Raw genomic sequence first — 24,410 nt, forward strand, 5'->3', positions numbered from 1 at the left:
ACGCTACGCGTCGTTCTTGTCGTCCGACGCCGAAGTCCGCCTGGATTATCAACGGATGGAGGACGAACTGGACAGGCCATCGAACGTCGCCACGCCATCACAAAAAAACTAGAAACTAGGTCTGACACCAAGTGTGACGCCATCACAAAAAACTAGAAACTAGGTCTGACACCAAGTGTGCCAAGTGTGAGATTTTATTGGTTTGCTATTTTTGTTTCTGTGTTGTCTCGATCACCCGCCTCCTGGTCTGGTTGTCGACTCGCAACGCGATTCGCGGACTTCGGGGCGATGGTCTCGCCTCATTCCTCCGTCAGGCTCTCGCTATCCTGAACCGCCTCACTCCTCCCCAGCTCCGCCCGCAACAGCTCGAGCACACCGACGTCGCTCCCGTCGCGCCGTTTGAGGAAGTGGAAGAGGCCTCCTTACCGCCACTTGCCCCAACTCCGACACGCCCTGCTCGACGAGCAACGCTCGCCGTGCCGAGGACCGGGCGGTTTTCGGCGGCCCACGCGGTGACCGCATGCACGTGTCCCGTGGCTGTGTTCTGCTTGGCGGTTGTCCCGTATCCTTCGGGATCCGACTATTACATGGCGGTCTCGTTGTCATCGGAGGTTCGAGATGATCCGTATTGCTCTCGCTCTAATGCTGGTCCTCGCTATCCGTGCACAAGCCGCGGACGACAAACCACCCTCGCCGGAAGTGAGCGTCGGCAAGCCGCGGGTGGTTTCGCCGGAAGGTCGCGCGTTCCTCGAGAGCCGGCGGAAAAGCCCCCCATTCGGCGCCGTCTCATTCGACCTCAACCGCCTGCGGGCCGGCATGGGATCGCGTGCAGAGCCGACCGTCGAGGGAGTGCGGCTCATGCGCACCAAAATCGGCGAGATCCCGTGCGAGTGGGTCCTGGCCCCCGGTGCGGAGGCCGATGTGCGGCTCCTTTATTTGCACGGCGGCGGTTGGGTCTCGGGGAGCGGGGGCGGCTACCTGCAACTCGCGGCCGAGATTTCCCGGGAGGCCCGCTGTGCCGTACTCCTGCCCGACTATCGGCTGGCGCCTGAGCATCCCTTCCCGGCGGGGCTCGAGGATTGCATCACGGCGCACGACTGGCTGACCGCGAACGGACCGACGGGCCCTGCACCGGCGAGGGCGACCTTCATCGCAGGAGACTCCGCCGGCGGCAATCTGACCCTGGCGACGCTGCTGGCCCTGCGAGACCGCAAGCGAAGGCTTCCGGCCGGCGGCATCCCCATTTCAGCGGCCACGGATTTCATGCTCGCCAGCGAATCCTTGAAGACGGTCGACGACCCCATCCTCAGCGCGAAGACGATGCCTGAGTTTCGAGTTCGCTATCTCGGGAAAACCGATCCTCGCAACCCGCTGGCCTCGCCCGTTTTCGGCGACTATCGAGGTATCCCCCCGTTGCTGATCCAGGTCGGGGAAGAAGAAATGCTCCGCGACGACAGCGTTCGCGTTGCGCAGAAAGCCCGGGCCGATGGCGTCCCGGTCACCCTCGAAGTCTGGCCGGGAATGGTGCATGTCTTCCACATCAGGGGCCTGCCGGAATCGCGCGAGGCGGTCCGGCATATGGCCGAGTTCATGCGATCGAAAATCGCGAAGCCATGAGGCTCACCTCGCGCAGATCGATGCCGCTGGCAACGACAAAGTGAACCGGCCGACGATCCATACGTGTCCTATGTGGTTGACGCATCCCTGTTGGAATCGAGAGCCCAAAAACGAGCCACGGAGCCTGTAATGGAACTGAGCACACTCGAAGACGGCGGACTGACGATCGAGGAGGGCCAACCCGACGCCCCTTTCATGTTCGGCCCCGGCGATGTCGACCTCGTCCTCGAAGCCTGCTTCGCGACCGGTGCCCGCTCGGCTATCCTGTATGCGGAGAACCTGCCCGCCGGCTTCTTCGACCTCAGCTCCGGCCAGGCTGGCTCCATCCTCCAGAAGCTGCGGCAGTACCGAGTGGGTTTGGCCGTGGTAGGCGGATTTGATCGATCTAGCAGCCGCTTCGCCGACCCGACCCAAGTCCCCCCTAATGGGATCGCTGAGCCATCCACATGTACTTCATTTTGGTGGTCATGAAGACGGCGCCGAGCATTGGTTTCCATCTGGGCTTTGCAGATGCAAGAAAAGTTCCTCAGAGGTGATCATAGACGTTTGTGTAGCTCTCGTCCGTCCAATGGAAGTCATTTAGACGGAGGATCACCGCCTGCCTCGCCTGGAGCAACTCGAGTCCCTCGGCCGTGAAGCATCCGCCGACCGCCACCAGCGCTTCACTCGGATCGGCAGCTTTGGCAAGCGCGGAACCGACAGTCCGAGATAGGATAGCCTCCCCGTTGTCATTGCGGAACCGCAACAAGGTGTGTGGCCCGTCAGACAAAGGGTTGGGCAGGAGCGAACGGTAACTGGTCGGCACAGACGCACGCAGAGCCTTCGCAGATAACCCTTTCCGCACGATGAACTTCATCTCCTCCACCGCCGCCGAAGACAAAACTCGGTGGACCGCATCTTTGGGATGCGCGCATGACACATGGGAGCGACGATGGGTTCGCAAAAAGACCCGCCTCAACGGCCCCTTGAGGTCCGATCGCCTACGATCACAGCAGAAACCGTCACGACGGATCAGGTTCCGATGACACCTGAGGGTACGCGCTCAGTTACCAGCTCACTCGAGCGTCAGTAAGGTGAGTGCTTCGGGGCCGCTGCGTTACAAACCTCGGAGGGATGGCCGAGCGGATCGTTCGCCTCACAAGGCTACCGTTCTGGCTGTTCGCGGCCCCGGTTCTGCAATACCCTTTTGAACCAGCGCTCGTACACGACACCCGTCGGCATTGGCCATCGGGTCGGGTCTTCCTTGTGGCGCTCGATTATTTCATTTCCGGTGTACGTCCAGTAATGATACGGAAGGATTCGCAGTTCCTGCCCAGTTAATCGCTCGGCATTCACCGTACGCTCGTCACATCCGCCGAAGCGCGAGTCGCTCGGGAGCTTCGGCCGCAGAAATCGCCGGTTCCCTTTGTCCGATTTGAACTCGGGTGCGATTGACGTCGCCAGTTCATTATCCAGTGGTTCTACGTCCAGGAACTTGCGCCCTAACTTAACGACGCGCACGGGGAAGAAATCGCTCGTCCGAGGATCAATGCAGTACGTGATGTCGTTGAGGCGGTATCCCTCGAATTCATCAGCCATTAGCCTGTCCTTTTGCGGTCGTCTTTATCTTCCCTCGCACCCCGCGCGACGGCCCTCAGTTGATGATTTCGCCCATGCCGGTTCCGATGCGGCTCCTGAGCTTCTGGATGAATTCCTCGTCGTAGAGTTCCCAACTCTCGAGCTCCCCGATGACTCGCAGAGGTTGTTTGCTTCGGTACGACCGCGTCGGGTTGCCGGGGAATTTCCTGTCCGTGACGTTCGGATCGTTCTCGAACTCTCCCGTCGGCTCGACGAGGTAGACCCGCGGCTTCCCGTCGCCCTTGGCGATCTCGGCGGCGAGCCCTGCCCCTTTCGCCAAGGCCGTGAAGTAGATGTGGTTCATCACGACCTTGGGATCGTAATTTGAGGTGTAGCCGGCCATCAGCAGATCGCCGGCGTGCAGATGCGCCTTCGTGCCGTGATAGAATGGGCCGCCGTCCAGAACAGGCATACGCAAACCTCGTCATGGAATCGCTTCGCAAACCTCGATACTAGCAGCGACGACTCGCCTCCTGGGCGATTAGATTCCTGCGTGTATGGCGGGTCGCCGCTCCTTGTCCGGCTCGGCCTCGCGTAAAACTTCGCGTGTTATCGGGGCAATGTCTCCGCGGCCCGAGAGCACGTAGCGGATTAGGTAGAGTAGTGGATTGCCTTCGGTCCAGTTGAAGTAGACGTGCGGGCGGCGACCCGTCTCATCGCGGAGGTAGAGCGCCAACGCCGCGATCGCATTCGGTATCGCCGTCGCCTCGGCGCGAAGGACTCGGTAACCGCCGACGTCGACGCCCCGCACCTTGAGGTTTTCCGAGAAGTCGGACGAATCCCGGACGTAGATCTCGAGGAAGAGGATCGGCTGCTCGGCCGGGATGTAGAAGTCCTCGCGGGCCTCGCTATCCTTGCCCTCGTATTCTTCCTCGTCCCTGGCGTCGGGATGGTTGGCGACCAGGTGCAGGTCGCCCTCCCCAGATTCGGCGATGAACCGCCGCGCCTCGCCGTCCAGTTCGACCCGGTCCACACGCAATTCCAGCGTCCGCCAGACCCGCGAGATGAGCGAGACGGCCACGATCGCGGTGATGAAGAAGGCCGCGATCTTCACTCCGTCAGGCCGCTCGACGACGTTGACCGCCGTCGTGTACGCGAAGACCAGGGCGATGACGGCAAACCCGGCGGCCGCCCCCTTCGCCCCGCGACGTCGAGCCGAGAGGGTGACTGCGACCGCCGCCGAGGTCATCAGGACGAGGACGCCGGTCGCGTAGGCCCCGCCCTGGGCGTCGACGCTGGCGCGAAAGTACAGCGTGACGGCGAAGGCGATGGCCGTGTAGATCAGGACCAGCGGCCGCGCGGCGCGGGTCCACTCCGGAGCCATCCCGAAGCGCGGCAGGTAGCGTGGGACGATGTTCAGCAATCCCGCCATCGCCGAGGCTCCAGCGAACCAGAGGATCAGGATGGTCGAGAGGTCGTATACGGTACCGAACGCCTCGCCGAAGAACCTGTGCGCCAGGTACGCGAGTGCCCGGCCGTTGGCCTTGCCCGCCGCATGACCTTCCGAGGCCGGGAGAAACTCGGCGGGAGGGATCAGGAGAGTCGTGACCAGGCTGCTCGCGAGCAGGTAGACGCTCATGATGAGCGCCGCGGCGATCAGGAGTTTGCGGGTGTGACGGATGCGACCCTCGGGCAGATCGGGCGAGTCCGCGGGCTCGCCTCGGACCAGCGGCATGACGGCGACCCCGGTCTCGAATCCGGAGAGGCCCAGGGCCAGTTTGGGGAAGAGCAGCAGAGAGATGCCGAGCATCGCCAGCGGGTTGCCATGGGCCGTGAACAACCGCCCCTTCCACTCGACGAGCAGAGAGGGATGGCTCGCCACTCTGGCCAGGCCATAACCGACCACGATGGCATTGAGCGCGAGGTACACCGCCACCAGCGCCACCGCGATACCCATCGCCTCCTTGAATCCCTTGAGGAAGACGGCACCGAGCAGCGCAACGAGCGTCAAGGTGACGCCGACCTCGTGGCCGCGTAGGAAGGCGGGCGAGAACGGATTCTCGACGATATGCGCCGTAGCGTCGGCGGCCGAAAGGGTGATGGTGATGATGAAGTCGGTGGCGACGAAGCCGAGCAGGGCCAGGATGAAGAGTTTCCCCTTCCACCAGGCGAGCAGGTGCTCGAGCATGGCGATGGAGCCCTCGCCGTGCGGACTTTCTCGGGCGACACGGCCATAGATCGGCAAGGCGCCGAACAGCGTGAGGAGCACCAGGATCAGGGTCGCGATGGGCGAGAGGGCACCCGCAGCAAGTGCAGCGATGCCGGGCTGGTATCCCAGGGTGGAGAAGTAGTCGACCCCGGTCAGGCACATGACCTGCCACCACGGATGCTCGTGCTGGGCGTTTGGCTTGCTGGCCGGCCCCTTGATCCCCTTGGTCTGGCCCTCCAGCAACCACTCTCGAAAAGCGTGCGCAGGGGTTTTTCCGTTGCTGGGCTTGGGAGCGAGAGCCTGCGCCATGATTCGTACCCGATCCGTCTGAGTTGACCCTAACGAAGACGTTGGGGAAAGCCAGGTTAACCGGGCTGACGGTCGCGGGGAATCTGTTCCTGTTCAAAGTGCGTGGCGGTGTCGACGTTTTGGCTTGAAAAGGCGAAAACCGAATTCCTTAACGGATTCCGGGTTTGGTTGTCGACTGGCAACGCGATTCGCGGCCCTCGGGGCAATGGCCTCGGCCCACTCCCCCACCACCCTCGCCCGATGCGCCACCGCATCCAGCGAGCACGTCACCGAAAGCGACCCCGGGAGCACGTACACCCGAGGCCGCCGCGAGAAGTCGAACACCCGCTAAAGTTGGAACCGCACTTCAGTTGGTTCGTGAAGTGTTGGAGAGAGCCACTTTGGAGAGTTGCGAATACCAAGGGCGGTTCCGGGAAGCGTTTTTCGAGAGTCGCCTCGAAAATGTTATTTCACGAGATATATTAATAAATTTTAGATCTGTACAAAATTAGACATTGATTTGTATGAATTATGATGTATAGGTCACGCGATGGGTGGGTTCCTCCTGCCCCGCGGGTTTCGCTCGGCTCCGAGAGCATTAGTGCTCCACATATTCGGGGTGATGTGCGTGCGGTCTCGAGCGTCCGATGATGACGAGAGCGGCCATGGCACACCCCGGATCAAGGCTTGACGGGGTACGATTTGTCTCGATTGATGGTTGCGCTTTGTGTCCTGACTCGTGTGGTGATTGCGAAACGCCGCTTGTCAATGCATGCGTGGTTGCATAGTATCGCTGGGTGGCTAAGGTTCTTCTGCCAAGAATGCACCTTGAGGAGGTCCCCACGATGGCGAATTCTCGGGAGTCGAGGTCGGGCCGGCGGGTGTCGGGGCGTAAGCGTTCGGTGGTCCCGGCATGGGACCGGCTCGAGGAGCGGTTGGCCTTGTCGGGGGTGGGGGATGGGTTGCCGGTCGTCGCGTATTCGGCCGTGAACGACTGGGGGAGCGGCTTGCAGGGCCAGGTGACGATCACCAACGACGAGGCGACCCCGCTCAAGGACTGGACGCTCTCGTTCGACTACCCTCGGCAGATCGCCAATCTCTGGAACGCGTCGATCGTCAGCCACACGGGGAGCCACTACGTCCTGAACAATGCCGGCTTCAACGCCACGATCGGCGCGGGGCAGGCGGTGTCGATCGGATTCGTCGCGGGCGCGGGGAGCTCGGGGGACCGTCCGACCAACTTCGTGTTCCAGGGGGCGGGCCAGGTCACGACGAGCCCGGGTTCGGACCCGAACGCCGCCCGGGCGACGGCCTCGTTTGCGGTGACGAGCCAATGGCAAGGAGGGTTCCAGGGCTCGGTGACGATCGCGAACCCCGGCACGAGCCCGGTGAAGAGCTGGACGCTCGCGTTCGACTCTCCGGCGACGATTACGTCGATCTGGAATGCGTCGATCGTCAGCCATACGGGGAACCATTATGTGGTGACCCATCTGGACTATAACCAGGATATTCCCGCGGGGCAGTCGGTCAATTTCGGCTTCGTCGCCTCGGGCAGCGCGAGCCCGGCGCCGTCGGGATACATCCTCAACGGCGTTGCGATCGGCTCGACGAACACGACCCCGCCGACGCTCTCGATCGACGACGTCTCGGTGACCGAGGGGGACGCCCAGAACGTCTCGGCGACGCTGACGGTCAGTCTCTCCAAGGCGTCGACCCGGGCGGTGACGGTCTCGTACGCGACGGTCGACGGCACCGCGAAGGCGGGATCCGACTACCTGGCGGCCAGCGGCACGCTGACGTTCGCGCCCGGCCAGACGCAAAAGACGATCCCGGTGACGATCAAGGGCGACCTCCTCGACGAGCCCAATGAGACATTCGCCGTGACGATCTCCGGCGCCTCGGGCGCGACGATCGCGCGGGGGCAGGCCACGGTGACGATCGTGGACAACGACCCCACCCCCGTGGTCGTCCCGTCGACAACCATCTCCGACGCCACCGTGCAGGTGACCGCCGCCCAGGGCGCGGTCGGCTACTTCCACACGCAGGGGAACCAGATCCTCGACGCGAACAACCAGGCCGTCAAGATCGCGGGCGTGAACTGGTTCGGCATGGAGACGGCCAACTACGCCCCCGACGGGCTCTGGGCGCGAAATTATCAGGAGATGATGGACCAGATGAAGCAGCTCGGGTTCAACACGATCCGGCTGCCGTTCTCGGACCAGCTCTTCGACGCGAGCAGCAAGCCCCAGGGGATCAACTATTCGCTGAACCCCGACCTCCAGGGCCTGAACGGCCTGGGGATCATGGACAAGATCGTGGCCTACGCCGGTCAGATCGGCATGCGAGTTTTCCTCGATCATCACCGGTCGGAGGCCGGCGCGGGGGCCGAGGGGTCGGGCTTGTGGTACACGAGCGCCTATCCCGAGAGCCGCTGGATCTCCGACTGGACGATGCTCGCCCAGCACTACGCGGGCAATCCGACGGTCATCGGCGGCGACCTCGCCAACGAGCCGCACGGTCCGGCGAACTGGGGAGGCGGCGGCCCGAATGACTGGCGACTCGCCGCCGAGCGCGCGGGCAACGCCATCCTGGCGATCAACCCGGACTGGCTGATCATCGTCGAAGGGGTCGAGAACGGCAAATCGGGCAGCGATTGGTGGGGCGGAAACCTCTCGAATGCCGGCGATTTCCCGGTGCGGTTGAACGTCGCGAACCGGGTCGTCTACTCGCCGCACGATTACCCGGCCTCGGTCTACCCCCAGTCCTGGTTCTCCGACCCGAATTACCCGAAGAACCTGGCGGCGATCTGGGACAAGAACTGGGGCTATCTGTACAAGCAGAACATCGCCCCGGTCCTGCTCGGCGAGTTCGGCAGCACGCTCCAGACGCAATCCGACCAGCTCTGGGCGAGCACGTTGGTCAAGTACCTGGGCGGCGACTTCAACCTCGACGGCAAGTCGGACCTGGCGGCCGGCCAGGCCGGGCTGAGCTGGACATGGTGGTCGTGGAACCCGAACTCGGGCGACACCGGCGGCATCCTGCAGGATGACTGGAAGACGGTCAACCAGAACAAGATCAACCTCCTGACGCCGATCGAGTCTCCGTTCGCCGGCTCCACGCCCGTGGCCACGTTCACGGTCACGTTGTCGGCGGCGAGCACCCAGACGATCACGATCCGCTACGCGACCGCCGACGGCACCGCGAAGGCGGGGACCGACTACCAGGCGACGAGCGGCACGCTGACGTTCCAGCCCGGCCAGACCAAGCTGACGATCCTCGTGCCGATCCTCGGGAAGTCGGCGAACGTGCCCGACTCGACGTTCTCACTCATCCTGTCGCAACCCTCGGGCGCCACGATCGCCGATAGTACCGGCGTGGCGACGATCCGGCGAAGGACCTCCTGAAACGTCTAGCGACATCGACCGAGGGGGCGTGGCAGGACCGGGTCGGCCCACCCGACCGATCCTGCCCTTGCCCCTTTCACCGTGACGCTTGCGCCCGAGGTGGGCGACCGTGCTCCCGACGAGTCCTCCCTCACGTTGGTATCCCAAGTCGTCCGCGACTCGTCCTTTGCAAATCGCAGATCCCACCTCAATGAATTCCCTCCGGCGGCGAACTACTCGCGAGACGCCCTCGATGTCCCCCGCGCCTATCCACCAAGGACGATCATGGTGTGGCCGGGTGGGCCTGGTTGGCCATGACGGTATGCTCTATTGTGGTGCGGGTTATGGATGATTGAAGGGCCGAGGAGTCCGGTGCGATGATCCGGGTGCGCGACCTTCGCGTCGATTATGATGCCTTCTGCGCGGTGCGCGACCTTTCGCTCGAGGTCGGCGCGGGCGAGGTCTGCGGCCTGATCGGACCGAACGGCGCGGGCAAGACCACGACGATGCGGGCGATGCTCGGCCTGATCGAGCCGACGTACGGCGAGATCGAGCTGGCCGGCGTCGACATGCGCGAAAATCCGAAGGATGCCTGTCGGGTCGTCGGATTCATGCCCGACTTCCCGCCGATGTACGACGACCTGATGTGCTGGGAGTTCCTCGACCTCTTCGCCGCCAGCTACTCGATCCCGAGATCCGATCGGCGGGGGGTGATCGACCGCTCGCTGGCGCTGGTCGGGCTGTCCGAGAAGCGGAACGCGATGGTCGTCGAGCTCTCGAGGGGGATGCGCCAGCGCCTGATGCTGGCCAAGACGCTGATCCCTGATCCGCAGGTCCTGATGCTCGACGAGCCCGCCAGCGGCCTCGACCCCCAGGGGCGCATCGACCTCAAGAACGTGGTGAAGTCGCTCGGGGCGATGGGGAAGACCGTTCTGATCTCGTCGCACATCCTGGCCGAGATGTCCGAGTTCTGCACGTCGGTCGCGATCATGGAAAGAGGCCGGATGGTCGTCAACGGGACGATCGCCGAGGTCCAGGCCCGACTCACTCAGGGGACGGTCCTGGTCGTCGAAATCCTCGGCGATCCCGGGGCCCTCTGGTCGATCGTCGAGGGGGACCCGCTCGCCGGCGCGGTCGAGCGTGAAGGGGCCACGTTCTCCATCCATTACCGCGGCGAGACCGAACAGGCCAGCGACTTGCTCTCGTCGCTGGTCCGGGGCGGCGTGAGGGTTGCCTCGTTCTCGAGGAGGCGCGAAGGGCTTGAAGAGCTCTTCCTCAAGGTTGGGGCCAAGGAGCTTTCCTGAGATTTCTTTTTGGCCACGGATTTTTTAGCCACGGATTGAGCACGGATGAAATACGGATAATACAGGAATTAAATTATAAAAATTATTATCGGTAGTTAAAAGATCAAAATTGTCCGTGTTTCATCCGTGTTCAATCCGTGGCTAAAAAATCCGTGTGGGGAGGCGGTCGCGATGGGTGTGGCGGAGATCGTGTATGACAATCCGATCCTGATCAAGCATGTGCGCTCGAGGCTTCGGCCTGGGCAGGCATTGCCCTGGGGGGTGGTGGTGCTTGTGCTGGCGGCCTGCATCACGTGGATGGGGATCAACGTCCCCTGGGTCGGCAATACGTCGGCGGTGGCGATGCTGCTCGGCATTCAGATCCTGGCCTTGACCTTCGGCGGGTCGAACCAGATCAACTCCTCGCTCGGGGGGGCGCGGGAGACCGGCATCCTCGACTACCATCGCGTCTCTCCTTTGCCGCCGGCCGTGATCGCCCTCGGCTTCTTCTTCGGGGCGCCGATCCGTGAGTACGCTCTCGCCGCCATCTGCCTCCCGTTCGCACTCTTCAGCGCCCACCTCGTCGACGTTAACGACCCCTGGAAGGGGATCCACTGGTTCGCGCAACTCGAGGTCGCGTTCTTGGTGACCACCTGGCTTGCCCAGGCGGTCACGATGCTGGGATGCCTGACGCGCAAGAAGCCTCGAGGCTCGATGCACGGCACGATCGTGACGGTCTTCTTCATGCTCTTCCTGAGCTACCTCGGGTCGTTCGGGATCTATTTCGGGACGCGTTGGCTCCTCGACGAGTCTCCCAGGCTGAACTTCTGCGGCGCGATGCTCCCCTGGCTGGGCTGGCTCCTGATCTACGAGGTGCCGCTGTTCGGCTTCCTCGGCCTGGCGGTGGTCCGCAAGACGAAGGCGGAGCGGACCCATTCGTATACAAAGCTGCAAGCGTTGGCCTGCATGATGACCCTGGCCGTCCTTTCCATCGGGGGCCTCTGGGATGTCGCGAGGCTGATGTGGCCGCTCCCTCCGACCGAGCTAACGCCCGCCGATGCGATCATGATTGCCGCGGTCTATGTCTTCTCGGTCGTGGCGATGCTCCTGGCCGTGACGATCACGCCCGACTCGGGCGAGTACATCAAGGGATTGCGCCGGGCCGAACGCGAGGGTAAGCGCCGGCCGAGCCCCTGGTCGGACGCGGGGAGCAATCGCATTGCCCTGTTCGCGCTCTGCGCGATCGTCCTGGCGGGCACGACCGCGGTCGTTCATGTCATCGGCAGGCCTCCCGTGCCTGACATGTTCAACCTCGCCATGAATCCCGACCCGACGGTCGTCGAGCGGGCCAATCTCGACGACAAGGCATGGCTGGCCTTGAGGCAGTCGATCCACTCCCGGCCGATCGCCATCGGCGTCCTGACGGTCGCTTATGTCGGCCTCGGGCTCCAGTTCTTCTCGCTGCGGACCCGGCGATCGGGCCTGGTGCTGACGACCCTCTTCCTCTTCCTGGCCTGGCTCGTCCCGATGCTCGTCGGCGCGATCATCGGCATGGGCAACGCGCCGAATTCCCAGGAGAGGACGCTGCCGATCCTCGCCCTCAGCCCCCTTCCGGGGATCGCCCTCTCCTCCGGCTTTGGCAGGGTCCCCAACGCCGACACGATCCAACTCGCCGCCCTCGCCCCTCCCATCACGTTCGCGTTCCTGTTCAATTTCCTCCTCGTGGTCACCCAGCGCAAAGTTGATCGCACGGTGCGGCTCAACGAACGGGAGAAGGAACTCGCCAAGGACCGGGGGCCGGCCCTGACCAATGCCCTGGACGGTGCTTGATTCGCCCTCCCATCGCCTCGGCCCGGACCGACCTGGGAAGTTCTCGAGGCGTCCTCTACCCTCCCGCACTGGCAGGTCGCGACGTTCGTTCGGCGACGGCTGCCAGTGCGAGACGGTCCTGCCGACCTCTGGCTCTATCACCACGACCGAAGATCTGGTCACGATCCACCACTCGAGGTTTGTGATCACTTTTTGTATTGTAAATATATTAAATAAAATAAATCGAGCAAGGCTTAAGATCATGAAAGTGGCGAGAGTTCGCCTGAGCTTGCGCTTTATGATGGTGGCGGTTCTGATCGTGGGATGCGGGCTCGGATGGGTCATCCGACTCGACAACGGCCAACGCGAGATCGTCGCGGAGATACGGAAGGCGGGAGGTTCGGTCGTCTATGCTTCGCAAAGGCCGGATCGGCCGGCGTTCTCTGGGTTCCTGCTGAGGATCTCGAGTCGGTTCCTCGGTCCACACTTGCTCGACTATTTCGACGACGTCGAGCAGGTCCACTTGGGACCGAAGGCGAAGGATGCACTGATGTCCAAGGTTGGACGATTCAATACCCTTGAAGCTCTGAGTCTCAACTCCGGTATAACGGACTTGGGAATGGCTCGCGTGCGGAGTCTCACCGGGATCGAGGAGTTGGACCTGAGTGCGAGCGGCGTGAGCGGTGCCGGTTTGAAGTACGTCGTCGGCATGACGAAGCTGAGGCGGTTGGAACTGCCATTCCGATCCTTCGGTGATGCCGACCTGGTCCAACTGAGAGGATTGACGTCCCTCAAGTGGCTCCAGGGCGGCTGGAATTCGACGCTGACCGACGCGGGGCTGGTGCCTCTGGAAGGGCTCGTGAACCTCGAAACTCTCTCGCTCTATGCCCCCGGGATCACGTCGACCGGCCTCAATTCCTTGCGCAAGATGGTGAAACTTCGACATCTCAATCTCATCCGGACGAAGGTTGTCGACCTCGCGCCCATCCGGCACCTGACGAAGTTAGACTCACTGGGCCTCACTTCTTCGCCGATCGACGATGTGGGGATGAGGCCGATTGCAGGATTTCGGAATTTGACGGATCTTTACCTGGAGGGCACCAATGTCGGTGATGGCACTATGGCCCTCCTGCGGGATAAAGCGTCCCTCGTTCGACTCAGACTCAGTGGTACGCGAATCACCGATGCGGGGCTCGCCAATCTCGCGGGATTGACGAACCTCGAGGATCTCGAGCTCAATGAGACGATGATCGGTGATGAGGGGCTCACGCAATTGGCCGGCTTGAACAAGCTCAAGCTGCTGTTTGTGGAAGGGACTCGGATCACGGACGCCGGACTGCTTGCCTGCCTGAAGGGCCTCAAGTCGTGCAAACAGGTCGTGTTGGGCAAGACGGCGGTCACGTCCGCGGGCGTCCACGCCGCGCAGGAGTTGCGTCCTCGCGTGAAGTTCTTCGGCGTGGGGAATTGACACGGGTGCAGCTCAAAGTGTCTCCTTTCTCTGGTGGCCACGTTCGGAGCGTAGGTATCCGTCATCATTCGATGGAAGCGAACGGCTCACGACCCATCGATGCGGACTCGTCTCGTCGGCCACGAAGTGTGGCCTGGCGTCGAACTGCATGGGTTGTGATTAAGAGAAAATAAGAGGGATTAAAGTAATGAAAATGCCAAAAGTTCGACTGAGCGTGCGTTTGATGATGGTGGCGGTCTTGATCGTGGGGAGCGGACTCGGATGGGTCGTCCGACGCGCCAAGGGTCAGCGTGACGCGGTCGCGGAAATCCGGAAAGCGGGAGGAGCGGTCGAGTATGATTCGCAGCGGCCCGGGAGGCGGGGGGATTCGGGACTCCTGCTAAAAGTGTCGGGTTGGCTGCTCGGCCCGCTCTCGCTCGATCTATTTGACGAGGTGAAAGAAGTCTACCCGGGGCCGAACGGGAATGACGAGATGATGGCCAAGGTCGGCCAATTCTATTCTCTTGAGAAACTGGGCCTCAACGGTGCCGCGGGCGTGACGGACGCAGGGCTGGCTCGGGTTCGCCATCTCACCGAGATCGAGGCCCTGGACCTGAGCTTCACCGGCGTGACCGGCGCCGGCGTGAAGCACATCGCCGGGATGACGAAGCTCAAGCGGCTCGAACTACCCTACAAAGCCCTCGGCGATGCCGACCTCGTCCATGTGCGAGGATTAACGTCCCTCGAGTGGCTCCAGGCCGGTTGGGTCTCCGAGATTACTGATGCGGGATTGGCCCCGCTGGAGGGGCTCGTGAACCTCAAGATGCTCTCGATCCATTCTCCCCGGATCACGTCGGCCGGCCTCGGTACCTTCCGAAATATGGCAAAGCTTGATTGGTTGAATCTCCATCATACCGGGGTCGCCGACCTGTCAACCTTCCCGTATCCGGCGAACCTGAAGTCGCTGAGCATCAACTCTTCGCCGGTCGACGACGCGGGAATGAAGTGTATTGAAAATATGCCATTGTTGACTGAGATTTATGTGGTGGACACCCGGATTGGGGACGAGACACTGGCCCGCATGAAGGGTTTGAAATCTCTCACTCACCTCGACCTGAGCGGGACGAAGATTACCGACGCCGGGCTTGCAAACCTCGCCGGATTGACGAATCTCAACAACCTTCACCTGAATCGTACGGCGATCACTGATGAAGGGCTCAAGCACCTGGCCGGCTTGAACAAGCTCTCCTTGCTGTTCGTGGAAAAGACACGGATCACCGACACTGGAATCGCCCGCCTGAAAGGGCTCGGTGCGTGCGAGCAAATCGCAGTAGGTGGCACGGCCGTCACGAACGCGGGCATCCAGGCTGCGCAAAAAGTCCGCCCCCAGACGAGGTACGTTCGGATGGGGTTTTGAGGCGGATGCCGTGCGACGTTAGGGCTCTCGAAGGGCTTCCCACTCGGCCCGAAGTGGTGGCTTGATCTTGTCGAATGATGGGTTGATAGGAATGTCCGCAGCCACGGGCTTCGAGGACTGACGGAGTTCCACGCCCGTGGCGCTTCGTCCCCTGCCGTTCGGCTGTTGGTACGCGGTGTCCGTGGGACGGAGTCGTCCTACGGCCAGGCAATCGGGGGACGGAGCCGACCTGTAACGAGGATTTGGTTTTTCTTAAGTCTTCTCTTTGAAACGAGTTCGTGTCCTGGCCGCCGAGCGTCGGGAAAAAATCTGAAAACGCATGTCCGTTCCGGCCACGGTTGGTGATTTCCCAATAGCTCGTGCGAACGGCCGGGGCGGCCGGAACGTCGGACGCCCTCGGCGTCGAGAGACGCGGGTCCTCAAGGGACTTGCCCGGACAGCCTTGGCTGCTCGGAGAATTCGGCCTTCGAGAGGCGCGGTCGATGGCGGCGGATGATCCGCACGCCGTCGGGGCCGCGATCGAGTCGTCGACGGGCCGATTTGTGATGATTTGATGATATGAACGGTCTCGGGAGCTTGGTCCCGGCCGTGAGGGCGCGACCGGCCGATCGCGGTGCGCCTGGGCGTTCGGTTCGTGTCCGGTCGTGCGGCACGGCGGGCGTCCCTCGAGGCGATCCCAAACCCCCTGGCGGGGTGGGCGGGACGCGGCTTTCCTCCCCAATCCAATGGAGATGACAACGATGTTGAAGGGTCAATTCCGCCGCATGTTCGAGGATCGCCGAAACCGTCGCCGGGCGTTGCGTAGGGGGCGGGCCATGGCTGGGCTCGTCGGCCCCGAGTTCCTGGAGGTGCGCTGCACTCCGGCCGTCGTCGCGACGTTTTCCCCGACCGCCGGGGTGTTGACCGTCCTTGGAGATTCGCTCAACAACACGATCGTCGTCGGCCGGAGCGCGACGGGGAACCTACTTGTCAACGGCGGGTCCGTGGCCATCACCGGCGGGACGGCCACCGTGGCCAACACGTCCCTGATCCAACTCTTCGGCCAGGACGGTAACGACACCCTCGCCCTGGACGTGACCAACGGGGCGATGCCGAGGGGGAACCTCTTCGGCGGCAACGGCAACGACACGCTCATCGGGGGATCGGGCGCCGACCTACTCTTCGGCGAGGCCGGGAATGACAACCTGTCGGGAAGGGGTGGGGACGACCTGCTCTTCGGCGGAGATGGCGACGACACCCTCTCGGGTGGCATCGGCAACGATCAAGTGTTCGGCGAGGCCGGCAACGACCGGATCGTCTGGAGCCCCGGCGACGGGACGGACCTCAACGAAGGGGGCTCAGGCGCCGACACCATCGCGGTTCACGGTTCGAACGCCGCGGAGACGTTCACCGTCACCGCCAATGGGACGCGTGTTCGCTTCGACGGGATCTCACCGACCCCGTTCAGCCTGGACATCGGCACGGCCGAGAGCCTCGTCGTGGACACCCAGGGGGGCGACGACTCCTTCACGGCCGGCAACGGCCTGGCGGCGCTGATCCACGTCACCGTCGACGGTGGCGCCGGGAACGACACCCTGATCGGTGGCGACGGCAACGATTCGCTGGTCGGCGGCGACGGCAACGACACCATCAAGGGGGGCCGGGGGAACGACAAGGTCGACCTCGGTGCCGGCGACGACACGTTCGTCTGGAACCCGGGCGACGGCAGCGATACCGTCGAAGGGTCGGGTGGTAACGACACCATGCTCTTCAACGGTGCCAACATCAACGAGAAGATCGACATCTCGGCCAATGGCAGCCGGGTCCTGTTCACCCGCGACGTCGCCAACATCGTCATGGATCTGAACGGCATCGAGACGATCGACTTCAACGCGCTAGGCGGTGCCGACACCATCACCGTCGGCGACCTCACCGGCACCGATGTCAACCGGGTCGACCTCGACCTGACGAACGGGGCGGGGGCCGGCGACGGCCAGGCCGACAGCATCATCGTCAACGGGACCAACGGCGACGATACCGTCAACGTGACGGGTTCGGGCTCGACCGTCTCGGTCGCCGGGCTGCATGCCCTCGTCAACATCACGGGCTCGGAAGGGGCGAACGACTCCCTGACGATCAACGCCCTCGGCGGGAACGACACGGTCTCCGCCGCGGCCTTGCCTGCGGGCGTGATCCAACTCACCGTGAACGGCGGCGCCGGGAACGATACCCTGCTCGGCAGCGCCGGGGCCGACTTCCTGATCGGCGACATCGGAAACGACTTCATCGACGGCAACCAGGGCAATGACGTCATCTTCCTGGGCGATGGCGATGACACGTCCGTCTGGAACCCCGGCGACGGCAGCGACACAATCGAAGGGCAGACCGGCGCCGACACGCTCGTCTTCAACGGGGCCAACGTCGCCGAGAACATCAACATCTCGGCCAACGGCGGCCGCGTCCTGTTCACCCGCGACGTCGCCAATATCGTCATGGATCTGAACGGTATCGAGACGATCGACTTCAACGCGCTCGGCGGTGCCGACACCGTCACCGTCGGCGACCTCACCGGCACCGGCCTGACCAACGTCGGCATCGACCTCGCCGGAACGCCGGGGGGCAACACTGGCGACGGCCAGGCGGACAACGTGATCGTCAACGGCACCAACGTGGCCGACGCCATTTCGGTCTCGGCGATCACCGGCGGCGTGTCGGTCCTCGGCCTCGCGGCCCGCGTCGACGTCAAGAATATCGACGCGGCCCTCGACAAGCTGACCGTCAACGGCCTGGGGGGTGACGACACCATCGATGCCTCGAGCCTCGCGGCGAACCTGGTCTCGCTCGTCATCAACGGCGGGATCGGGATCGACACGATCTTCGGCAGCAAGGGTGCCGACCTCGTCAACGGCGGCAGCGGGAACGACGTCGTGTTCCTCGGCGACGGGGACGACACGTTCGTCTGGAACCCCGGCGATGGTAGCGACACCGTCGAAGGGCAGGGGGGGAATGATACGTTGCTCTTCAACGGGGCCAACGTCAACGAGAAGATCGCCATCTCGGCCAACGGCAGCCGTGTGCGGTTCACCCGCGACGTCGCCAACATCACCATGGATCTCAACGGCTTCGAAGCGTTGAACTTCAACGCGCTCGGCGGTGCCGACACGATCACGGTCAATGACCTCACCGGCACCGGCCTCACCCAGGTCAACCTCAACCTGGCTGGCACTGTGGGGGGCAACACCGGCGATGGTCAGGCGGACAACGTGATCGTCAACGGCACCGACGGTGACGATGTCATCACTGCGGGCGGTAGTGCCGCGGGCGTGTCGGTCCTCGGCCTCCCGGCCCAGGTCAACATCCAGGGCGCCGAGGCCGCGAATGACCGCTTGACCATCAACGCCCTCGGAGGCGACGACGTCGTCGACGCCTCGGCCCTGACCAACACCGCGATCGCACTCACCGCCGACGGCGGCACCGATGATGATGTCCTCATCGGTGGCGACGGCAACGACACCCTGCTCGGCGGCTCCGGCGACGACATCCTCCTCGGCGGGCCGGGCCTCGACGTCCTCGACGGCGGCACGGGCGACAACATCCTGATCCAGGGCTGATCGCCCGCACCCCGGTCCCGGCTCAATCATTCCCTCAAGGGGGGACATCCTCGGTCGACGGACCGTGGGGCGTTCCCCCTTCTTCCGTCTGTTGTCTCGTGCCTCCCTGCGGCAAGGGCTTATCGGCGACGGAGTCAGCGACGAGAGCCTTCGGCAGCCCGGATCGACCCGGCCGGAATGGCCGCCGGAGTGCTGTGGGGATGCGACTGAGTTAGGAGTTACGCAGTAGTGGACGTTCGTTCGTGAAAATTGGCCCATCCGTGGAGGGCTTGCGACCCTTGGGATTTCCAGGTTGCTTCCGGAGCGGCCCCACTGATCGAAATCATCGGACAGACAAGCACTGCTGCGTAACTTCTGTGAGTGTTGAAAATGACAAAATCGGTATAGAATATTAAAATGTGGGTTCCGCGAAGGTTGGAGCAGGACATCTGACGGATTCGCTATCACTCCTGACTCGCAGCCCTTGGCTGCTTGTGCGGCCCGATCCGCCTGCGTCGGCGTAATGGCTGGCCGCTTCGTGGTCCCTGGCCGGCCGGCGCCGCCTGGCCGCCTCCACGGGATCACATTTCTCTGACTCGCACGGAGGACGTCCTTTGCTCTCGCCGAGGCGCCAAGGGGCAATATCGACACCGGCCGACGGCCCGGCTACCGCTTCTCGTAGGTGAGGATGCCGTAACGCATCACGCCCAGTTCGTACGCGAGCCAGATCCGCAGCAAGGTCAGCGCGAAGATGCGGTGCGGACTCCGGCCGTGTAGCAGGAAGTGGCGGTCCGCCGGTTCGCGGATCAGGGCACCGAGGACGCGCCGGGCGCAGATCGGCCAGGTCACTTTGACCTGCCGGCTGACGTCCTGAAACGCGATGGGGACGAGCCCCGACGCCTGCCCTAGGCGTTCGTATTCGCTGGCCGTATCCATCCCCCGCAAGCGGCCCTCACGGCAAATCGGCCCGAGGAGTGTCGACTGTTGCCAACCCTTCAGGTGGTCGCGGGACAGCCACGCGCAGACGACCAACCTTCGGCCCGGCCGGAGGACGCGAGCGGCCTCTCGGAAGAAGGTCGCGAGGTCGGGCATGTGTTCCGAGCTCTCGACGGCGATCACCGCGTCGAAGGACTCGGGTTCGAGGCCGTTGCGGAGCCAGTCGCGCAGCAGGTATCGCGGGTTCTCGGTATCCGGCGCGACGGACACCGCAAAGGCGTGCTGGGCCGACGAGATGGTCAGTGCCGTGACGGTCGCTCCGTACTCGCGGGCGAGGACTCGCGACGAGCCGCCGTACCCGCAACCGACGTCGCAGACACTCATCCCGGGCCGGACCTCCGCCTCCGCGGCCACGACCGCGATGAGCCGCCGCGTGGCCTCCTCGGGCGACATTCCCCGAGCGTCAAAGAGCCCGTGATGGACGTGCTCGCCCCAGAACTCTCGGTAGTAACGGTCGAGGTCGTCGTAATGAGCCGCCACCTCCGCCGGGTCGAGCACGATGGTTGCGGCGGTCGAGCCAATTGACATGTAAAATCCTTTGAAAAAGTCCGTTTTCCGTGGTGGATCGCGCCCTCTGTCGCCGTGGACGATGACGCCCGCGGCTGTCGTCACGTCGCGGTCCACTCCCATCGGAATACGAAAGTCGCGACCATCGGCGCGCGCTTCCGCCCCCGATTCACGCTTGAGAAAGGGAGGACGCCCGGGGCGTCCTATGCGTGGCGTGTCCCCCGCATCTCGCTCGTGCGGACGAAATGCGGATCATGCCGAACACGGAGGTGAGAGCGATGCCGTTTTCTATCCGAGGGTACTGTGCTGGCGCGGCAATCCTGGTGGCGTGCGGGGGCTCGGCGGTCGGAGGAGACGAGCCGGCGCCCGGCCGCGTGCCGCTCCGGGTGGATACGGGCGCGAGCCGCGTTTACATCAAGGTCACATCGGCGACGCGGTTCGGGCACGATCACGGGGTGGTCGGCCGGCTTGCCTCGGGAACGGTGGCTCTCGGGGGGGGAGGAAACCTGGTGTTCGACATGCCGACCTTCGTCGCCGATCGGCCCGAGGCCCGGAGCCACGTCGGCCTCAGCGGGGCGGTCTCCGCGTCGGATGCTCAGAAGACCACCGCCACGATGCAGGGCAAGGACGTGTTGAATGTCGCCCGGTTCTCGACCGCGCAATACACCTTTCGGTCTGCGACACCGCTGGGCGGCCAGGCCGTCGGTGCGCCGGGGCAATATCGGCTTGACGGTGATTTCACGCTTCACGGGGTTACCCGACCGATGCCCCTGACGGCGGTCGTCGAGAAGACCACCACGACGGGCGTGCTCAGGATGCGTTGCGCGTTTGCGATTCCGCAGACGAACTTCGGAATAAGGCCCTATTCGGCGGTCGGTGGCCTGGTCGGCGTGAACGACGCCTTGCAGGTCTGGGGCGAGTTGATCGTTCGCCCCGCGGCTGCCACACCGTCCTCGACCCGGGCTCGTTAACTCGCCATGCCCTTACTATTACAAGCGCGGGAACGACTGATCGAGGCGCGCGGGTTGACGCAAGTCCACCGCCAGGGCCGTCGCGAGGTGATGACCTTGCGTGGGGTGGATCTTGAGATTGTCGCCGGCGAGTTCCTCACGATCACCGGGCCGAGCGGCTCGGGCAAATCGACGCTGCTCCACCTGCTCGGGGGGCTCGACACTCCGAGCGCGGGCACCGTGCTATTCCGCGGCCGCGACTTGAGAACGCTCAGCGACCGGGAGCGGTCCATTTTACGTCGGCGCGAGATCGGCTTCGTGTTCCAGCTCTTCAACCTTCTCCCGACGATGACGGCGGTGGAGAACGCGGCTCTACCCCTCCTGTTGGCGAGGGAGGGCCGTCGCCGATCGCTCGCCAAGGCCGGAGCCGCGCTCGGACGGCTTGGGCTGTCGAGTCGAGTGGGCCACTTCCCCGACGAGCTCTCCGGCGGCGAGATGCAGCGTGTGGCGCTCGCAAGGGCGCTCGTGACCGAGCCGGCGCTCGTGCTCTGTGACGAGCCGACGGGGAGCCTCGACTCGGCGTCCGGCCGCGTCGTGCTCGAACTGTTGCGGTCGCTACCGGAGCCGGGGCGACGGTCGGTCGTGATGGTGACCCACGATAACGAGGCCGCCTCGCTAGGCGACCGAACGATCGCGCTGCGCGACGGCCGAATCGAGGCCGATGACACGATCCGAGAGCCACATGTTCTCATTGATTAGGACACTCAGCCTGCGCCAGGTTCAACGGCACCCGGCGCGGCTCGGCCTGATGGTGATGAGTGTTGCGCTGGGGGTTGCCGCGTGGACGACCACGCGGGTGCTCGACCGCACCCTCCGCGCCGCGATGCAATCGTCGGCCTCTCCGCTCGCCGCGGGTGCGGACTTCCACATCGGCCATGGCGACGTGGGGCTACCGCTCGCCCTGGCGGCGCGACTTGCGGCGGTGCCGGGTGTCGCGTCGGTGCGCCCGTTGCTCGTGCGGCGGGTGCGTCTCACGCGGCCCGTGCGGTGTTCGGCCGTCCTGCTCGGTGTCGACTTGACCGCCGAGCGCGAGCGAGGCGAACGCGCGGGGCTGACGTTGCGCGGCGGTTCGCCCGCGGATTTCGCCCGGGCCGTCCTGGCCGGTCGAGCCCCGGTTGTGGTCGGGGAGGCGCTCGCTGCCGAGTTGCCGCGCTATGCGAGGACGATTGACGTCCTGGCGACGGGAATGCCCCGGCGACTGATCGAGGTCGGTGTGCTTGAATCGCGGGGAGAGTGGGCATCCCTCGGAGGGCACGTGCTGCTGACCGACGTTCGGATCGCCGGTCGGATCATCGGCGATCCGGGCCGCGTGACACGGCTTGACGTCTCGCTCGCGCCGGGGGCGGACCGCGAACGCGTAAGGGCCGCCTTGGCGGCCGAGACCGCGGGAGTGGCCGAGGTACTGACGCCCGAGGCCCAAGACGCCCGTGTGCAGGACGCTCTCGAAAGTCTCCGCATCGCGTTCTCCCTATGCGGGGCCGGCGCACTCGTGCTCGCCTTGCTGCTCACGTCGGGCGCATTTTCGGTCGGCGTAACCGAGCGCGGGGCCGAGGTCGGCCTGCTCCGTGCCCTGGGGGCCGAGCGCATTCAAGTCATGCGGCTCTTCGTGGCGGAGGCCTGCGCGCTGGGTTTGGCGGGATCGATGCTGGGTTTGCCGCTCGGCTGGGCCTTGGCCCGACTCTCGTGCGGGCCCATGCTTCGCGCGTTCGGTGACGTGTTCGTGCCGCTGGACGCGCGGGCGCCGGAGATCGGCGTTTCAACCGGCTTGAGCGGGGTCGCCGCAGGGGTTGCCACGACCCTGATCGCCGCCGTTGTGCCGATCGCGCGCGTGTCGTTCCGCGCACCGCTGGCCGCGCTGGCGCGAGTGCCAGGGCAAGCGCGGGGCTGGGGCTCGCGGGCGAGCCTGGCGGGGGCGGTCGCGGCGTTGGCCGCGGCCGGGCTGTGTTTCGCGGAGGGCGACCGCGTGGGGTCGAGATTCAGGGCCTACGCGACGCTGGTGGCGCTGCTCACAAGCGCGGCGCTCGTGATCCCGGCGGTCACATCGCTCATCGGACGGGCCCTTCGGCCTCTTGCCGAGGCCTGGCTCGGGCCGCCGGGCCGCCTTGCCGCGGATCGGCTCGTGCGTCACCCGGCGGGCAGCGGCGTCGCAGTCGCCTCGTTGGCCGGTGGCATGGCGCTGATCTTACAGACGGGCGGCGTGATCCACGGGAACGAAGAAGCCATTCGTCGTTGGGTCGACACGTGCATCGCCGGCGATCTGTTCGTCACGTCGGGGGGGCCTCTGAGCGCCAGCGGCCAGACCCTGCCGATGCGCGAGGATGTCCGCTCTCGAGTCGAGGCCCTCGTCCCCGGCTCGCACGCCGTGGCGATGACGTTCCGTTACCTTCCCTGGACGCGCGCAGGCCGCGAGACCCGCGTGATGGTCCTGGCGCTCGACCCCCGTCGGTATTGCGAGGCCAATCGCGGCCGGCGGCCGCCCCTGGCCGATCTCGACAAGTATCGTCGCCTCAGCGAACCGGCGACGGCGATCGTGTCGGAGAACTTCGCCTCGCTGTACGGCGTAGCCCAAGGCGACACGATCGAATTGCCGGGGGCGACCGGGTCGGTGCGACTCCAAGTCGTGGGGACGGTCGTCGACTTCTCGTGCAATCGCGGCCTCGTCATGGTCGACCGAGCCCGACTGGGCGCCGAGTTTGGCGTCACAGGCGTCGACGTCTTCAGCGTGACGGCCCCCCCCGGCGCGGACTCGGATCAACTCGTCCGGTCGATCTCGCAGGCCCCATGGGCGGCCGATCAGGCGCTCGTCGTCGTCCCGCGCCAGGCCCTGCGGGCGCACATTCTCGGGATGGTCGGACGGCTCTACGGCGTGGCGTACGTGCAGGAGGTCACGGCCGCCGTGGTGGCGGGGCTGGGCGTCGCCATGGCGCTTTTGATCTCCGCCTTGCAGCGTCGCCGCGAGCTGGGGCTCCTCCGCGCCGTCGGCGCGACGCCGTCGCAGGCGGCGTGCGTCGTGCTCGCCGAGGCGGGGCTGATGGCCGTCGTGGGAATCGCCTTCGGCCTTGCCATCGGGACCGCCCTCGAGTGGTACGTCTTGCGCGTGGTCTTGCTCGAAGAGACGGGGTTCCTGTTCCCGGTCCGCTTTCCCTGGGCGTGCGCGCTCGTCGTTGCCTTCCTCGCGGGCGCGGGGGCCCTGCTGGCTGCCCTAGGACCCGCGCTCCAAACGGCGAGGCAGAGCATCACCGACGCCATCGCATACGAGTGAAGCGATCCCGATCCGGGTCGCTTCCGACGACGGCATCGTTCCCACGGAGGGAGTTC

16 protein-coding genes are annotated in these 24,410 nt (G+C 64.5%); 11 read left to right on the forward strand and 5 right to left on the reverse strand.

Annotation, left to right across the window (positions count from 1 at the left end; all coding sequences use genetic code 11):
• The first annotated feature begins 858 nt into the window (after positions 1–858).
• Positions 859–1,617, forward strand: coding sequence for an alpha/beta hydrolase (locus tag ACYOEI_RS39095; RefSeq protein ID WP_462855966.1), 759 nt, complete (start codon positions 859–861; stop codon positions 1,615–1,617).
• A 129-nt stretch (positions 1,618–1,746) separates the two neighbouring features.
• Complete coding sequence (locus ACYOEI_RS39100; RefSeq protein ID WP_462855967.1) at positions 1,747–2,088, forward strand: DUF4180 domain-containing protein; 342 nt, start codon at positions 1,747–1,749, stop codon at positions 2,086–2,088.
• 55 nt (positions 2,089–2,143) lie between these two features.
• On the opposite strand, the gene ACYOEI_RS39105 is transcribed toward ACYOEI_RS39100, so the two are convergent.
• From ACYOEI_RS39105 to ACYOEI_RS39120, 4 genes are all read right to left on the reverse strand, one after another.
• The gene (locus ACYOEI_RS39105) at positions 2,144–2,473 is read right to left on the reverse strand and encodes a hypothetical protein (RefSeq protein WP_462855969.1); all 330 of its coding nucleotides are present in this window, start codon (positions 2,471–2,473) and stop codon (positions 2,144–2,146) included.
• 287 nt (positions 2,474–2,760) lie between these two features.
• Entirely contained in the window at positions 2,761–3,195 is a 435-nt protein-coding gene (locus tag ACYOEI_RS39110) for a hypothetical protein (protein WP_462855970.1), read from the reverse strand.
• Between the two features lie 55 nt (positions 3,196–3,250).
• Positions 3,251–3,646 (reverse strand): NAD(+)--rifampin ADP-ribosyltransferase, encoded by a 396-nt coding sequence (gene arr, locus ACYOEI_RS39115; RefSeq protein ID WP_462855971.1) that lies wholly within the window; start codon positions 3,644–3,646, stop codon positions 3,251–3,253.
• A 69-nt stretch (positions 3,647–3,715) separates the two neighbouring features.
• Positions 3,716–5,692, reverse strand: coding sequence for an APC family permease (locus tag ACYOEI_RS39120; RefSeq protein ID WP_462855972.1), 1,977 nt, complete (start codon positions 5,690–5,692; stop codon positions 3,716–3,718).
• An 824-nt stretch (positions 5,693–6,516) separates the two neighbouring features.
• On the opposite strand from ACYOEI_RS39120, the gene ACYOEI_RS39125 reads away from it, so the two are divergent.
• The 6 genes from ACYOEI_RS39125 to ACYOEI_RS39150 all read left to right on the forward strand — a co-directional run bounded on the left by ACYOEI_RS39125 (position 6,517) and on the right by ACYOEI_RS39150 (position 18,600).
• A complete protein-coding gene (locus ACYOEI_RS39125) occupies positions 6,517–9,075 on the forward strand; it encodes a cellulase family glycosylhydrolase (protein ID WP_462855974.1) in 2,559 nt (852 codons plus the stop codon).
• Positions 9,076–9,431: 356 nt separating this feature from the next.
• Positions 9,432–10,358, forward strand: coding sequence for an ABC transporter ATP-binding protein (locus ACYOEI_RS39130; protein WP_462855975.1), 927 nt, complete (start codon positions 9,432–9,434; stop codon positions 10,356–10,358).
• A 171-nt stretch (positions 10,359–10,529) separates the two neighbouring features.
• Complete coding sequence (locus ACYOEI_RS39135) at positions 10,530–12,167, forward strand: hypothetical protein (protein WP_462855976.1); 1,638 nt, start codon at positions 10,530–10,532, stop codon at positions 12,165–12,167.
• 241 nt (positions 12,168–12,408) lie between these two features.
• Complete coding sequence (locus ACYOEI_RS39140) at positions 12,409–13,614, forward strand: leucine-rich repeat domain-containing protein (protein WP_462855977.1); 1,206 nt, start codon at positions 12,409–12,411, stop codon at positions 13,612–13,614.
• A gap of 187 nt (positions 13,615–13,801) precedes the next feature.
• Entirely contained in the window at positions 13,802–15,010 is a 1,209-nt protein-coding gene (locus ACYOEI_RS39145; RefSeq protein ID WP_462855978.1) for a leucine-rich repeat domain-containing protein, read from the forward strand.
• Positions 15,011–15,825: 815 nt separating this feature from the next.
• On the forward strand, positions 15,826–18,600 hold the full coding sequence (locus tag ACYOEI_RS39150) for a beta strand repeat-containing protein (RefSeq protein ID WP_462856003.1): 2,775 nt from the start codon (positions 15,826–15,828) through the stop codon (positions 18,598–18,600).
• Between the two features lie 645 nt (positions 18,601–19,245).
• Here the strand turns inward: ACYOEI_RS39150 and ACYOEI_RS39155 are convergent.
• The gene (locus tag ACYOEI_RS39155; RefSeq protein WP_462855980.1) at positions 19,246–20,103 is read right to left on the reverse strand and encodes a class I SAM-dependent methyltransferase; all 858 of its coding nucleotides are present in this window, start codon (positions 20,101–20,103) and stop codon (positions 19,246–19,248) included.
• A 257-nt stretch (positions 20,104–20,360) separates the two neighbouring features.
• On the opposite strand from ACYOEI_RS39155, the gene ACYOEI_RS39160 reads away from it, so the two are divergent.
• The 3 genes from ACYOEI_RS39160 to ACYOEI_RS39170 are packed head-to-tail and all read left to right on the forward strand — an operon-like array spanning position 20,361 to position 24,354.
• Complete coding sequence (locus tag ACYOEI_RS39160) at positions 20,361–21,053, forward strand: YceI family protein (protein ID WP_462855981.1); 693 nt, start codon at positions 20,361–20,363, stop codon at positions 21,051–21,053.
• A 54-nt stretch (positions 21,054–21,107) separates the two neighbouring features.
• Positions 21,108–21,791 (forward strand): ABC transporter ATP-binding protein, encoded by a 684-nt coding sequence (locus ACYOEI_RS39165; RefSeq protein WP_462855983.1) that lies wholly within the window; start codon positions 21,108–21,110, stop codon positions 21,789–21,791.
• Positions 21,775–24,354 (forward strand): FtsX-like permease family protein, encoded by a 2,580-nt coding sequence (locus ACYOEI_RS39170; protein ID WP_462855984.1) that lies wholly within the window; start codon positions 21,775–21,777, stop codon positions 24,352–24,354. Before ACYOEI_RS39165 ends, ACYOEI_RS39170 begins: the two co-directional genes overlap by 17 nt.
• Positions 24,355–24,410: the final 56 nt, after the last annotated feature.

The organism is Singulisphaera rosea (assembly GCF_054877945.1).

Coding starts and splice junctions, on each gene's coding strand:
- ACYOEI_RS39135 (WP_462855976.1), top strand. CDS start 10,530: ATGGGTGTGGCGGAGATCGTGTATGACAATCCGATCCTGATCAAGCAT.
- ACYOEI_RS39095 (WP_462855966.1), top strand. CDS start 859: ATGCGCACCAAAATCGGCGAGATCCCGTGCGAGTGGGTCCTGGCCCCC.
- ACYOEI_RS39120 (WP_462855972.1), bottom strand. CDS start 5,692: ATGGCGCAGGCTCTCGCTCCCAAGCCCAGCAACGGAAAAACCCCTGCG.
- ACYOEI_RS39100 (WP_462855967.1), top strand. CDS start 1,747: ATGGAACTGAGCACACTCGAAGACGGCGGACTGACGATCGAGGAGGGC.
- ACYOEI_RS39155 (WP_462855980.1), bottom strand. CDS start 20,103: ATGTCAATTGGCTCGACCGCCGCAACCATCGTGCTCGACCCGGCGGAG.
- ACYOEI_RS39110 (WP_462855970.1), bottom strand. CDS start 3,195: ATGGCTGATGAATTCGAGGGATACCGCCTCAACGACATCACGTACTGC.
- ACYOEI_RS39105 (WP_462855969.1), bottom strand. CDS start 2,473: ATGAAGTTCATCGTGCGGAAAGGGTTATCTGCGAAGGCTCTGCGTGCG.
- ACYOEI_RS39140 (WP_462855977.1), top strand. CDS start 12,409: ATGAAAGTGGCGAGAGTTCGCCTGAGCTTGCGCTTTATGATGGTGGCG.
- arr (WP_462855971.1), bottom strand. CDS start 3,646: ATGCCTGTTCTGGACGGCGGCCCATTCTATCACGGCACGAAGGCGCAT.
- ACYOEI_RS39160 (WP_462855981.1), top strand. CDS start 20,361: ATGCCGTTTTCTATCCGAGGGTACTGTGCTGGCGCGGCAATCCTGGTG.
- ACYOEI_RS39145 (WP_462855978.1), top strand. CDS start 13,802: ATGAAAATGCCAAAAGTTCGACTGAGCGTGCGTTTGATGATGGTGGCG.
- ACYOEI_RS39125 (WP_462855974.1), top strand. CDS start 6,517: ATGGCGAATTCTCGGGAGTCGAGGTCGGGCCGGCGGGTGTCGGGGCGT.
- ACYOEI_RS39130 (WP_462855975.1), top strand. CDS start 9,432: ATGATCCGGGTGCGCGACCTTCGCGTCGATTATGATGCCTTCTGCGCG.
- ACYOEI_RS39170 (WP_462855984.1), top strand. CDS start 21,775: ATGTTCTCATTGATTAGGACACTCAGCCTGCGCCAGGTTCAACGGCAC.
- ACYOEI_RS39150 (WP_462856003.1), top strand. CDS start 15,826: ATGGCTGGGCTCGTCGGCCCCGAGTTCCTGGAGGTGCGCTGCACTCCG.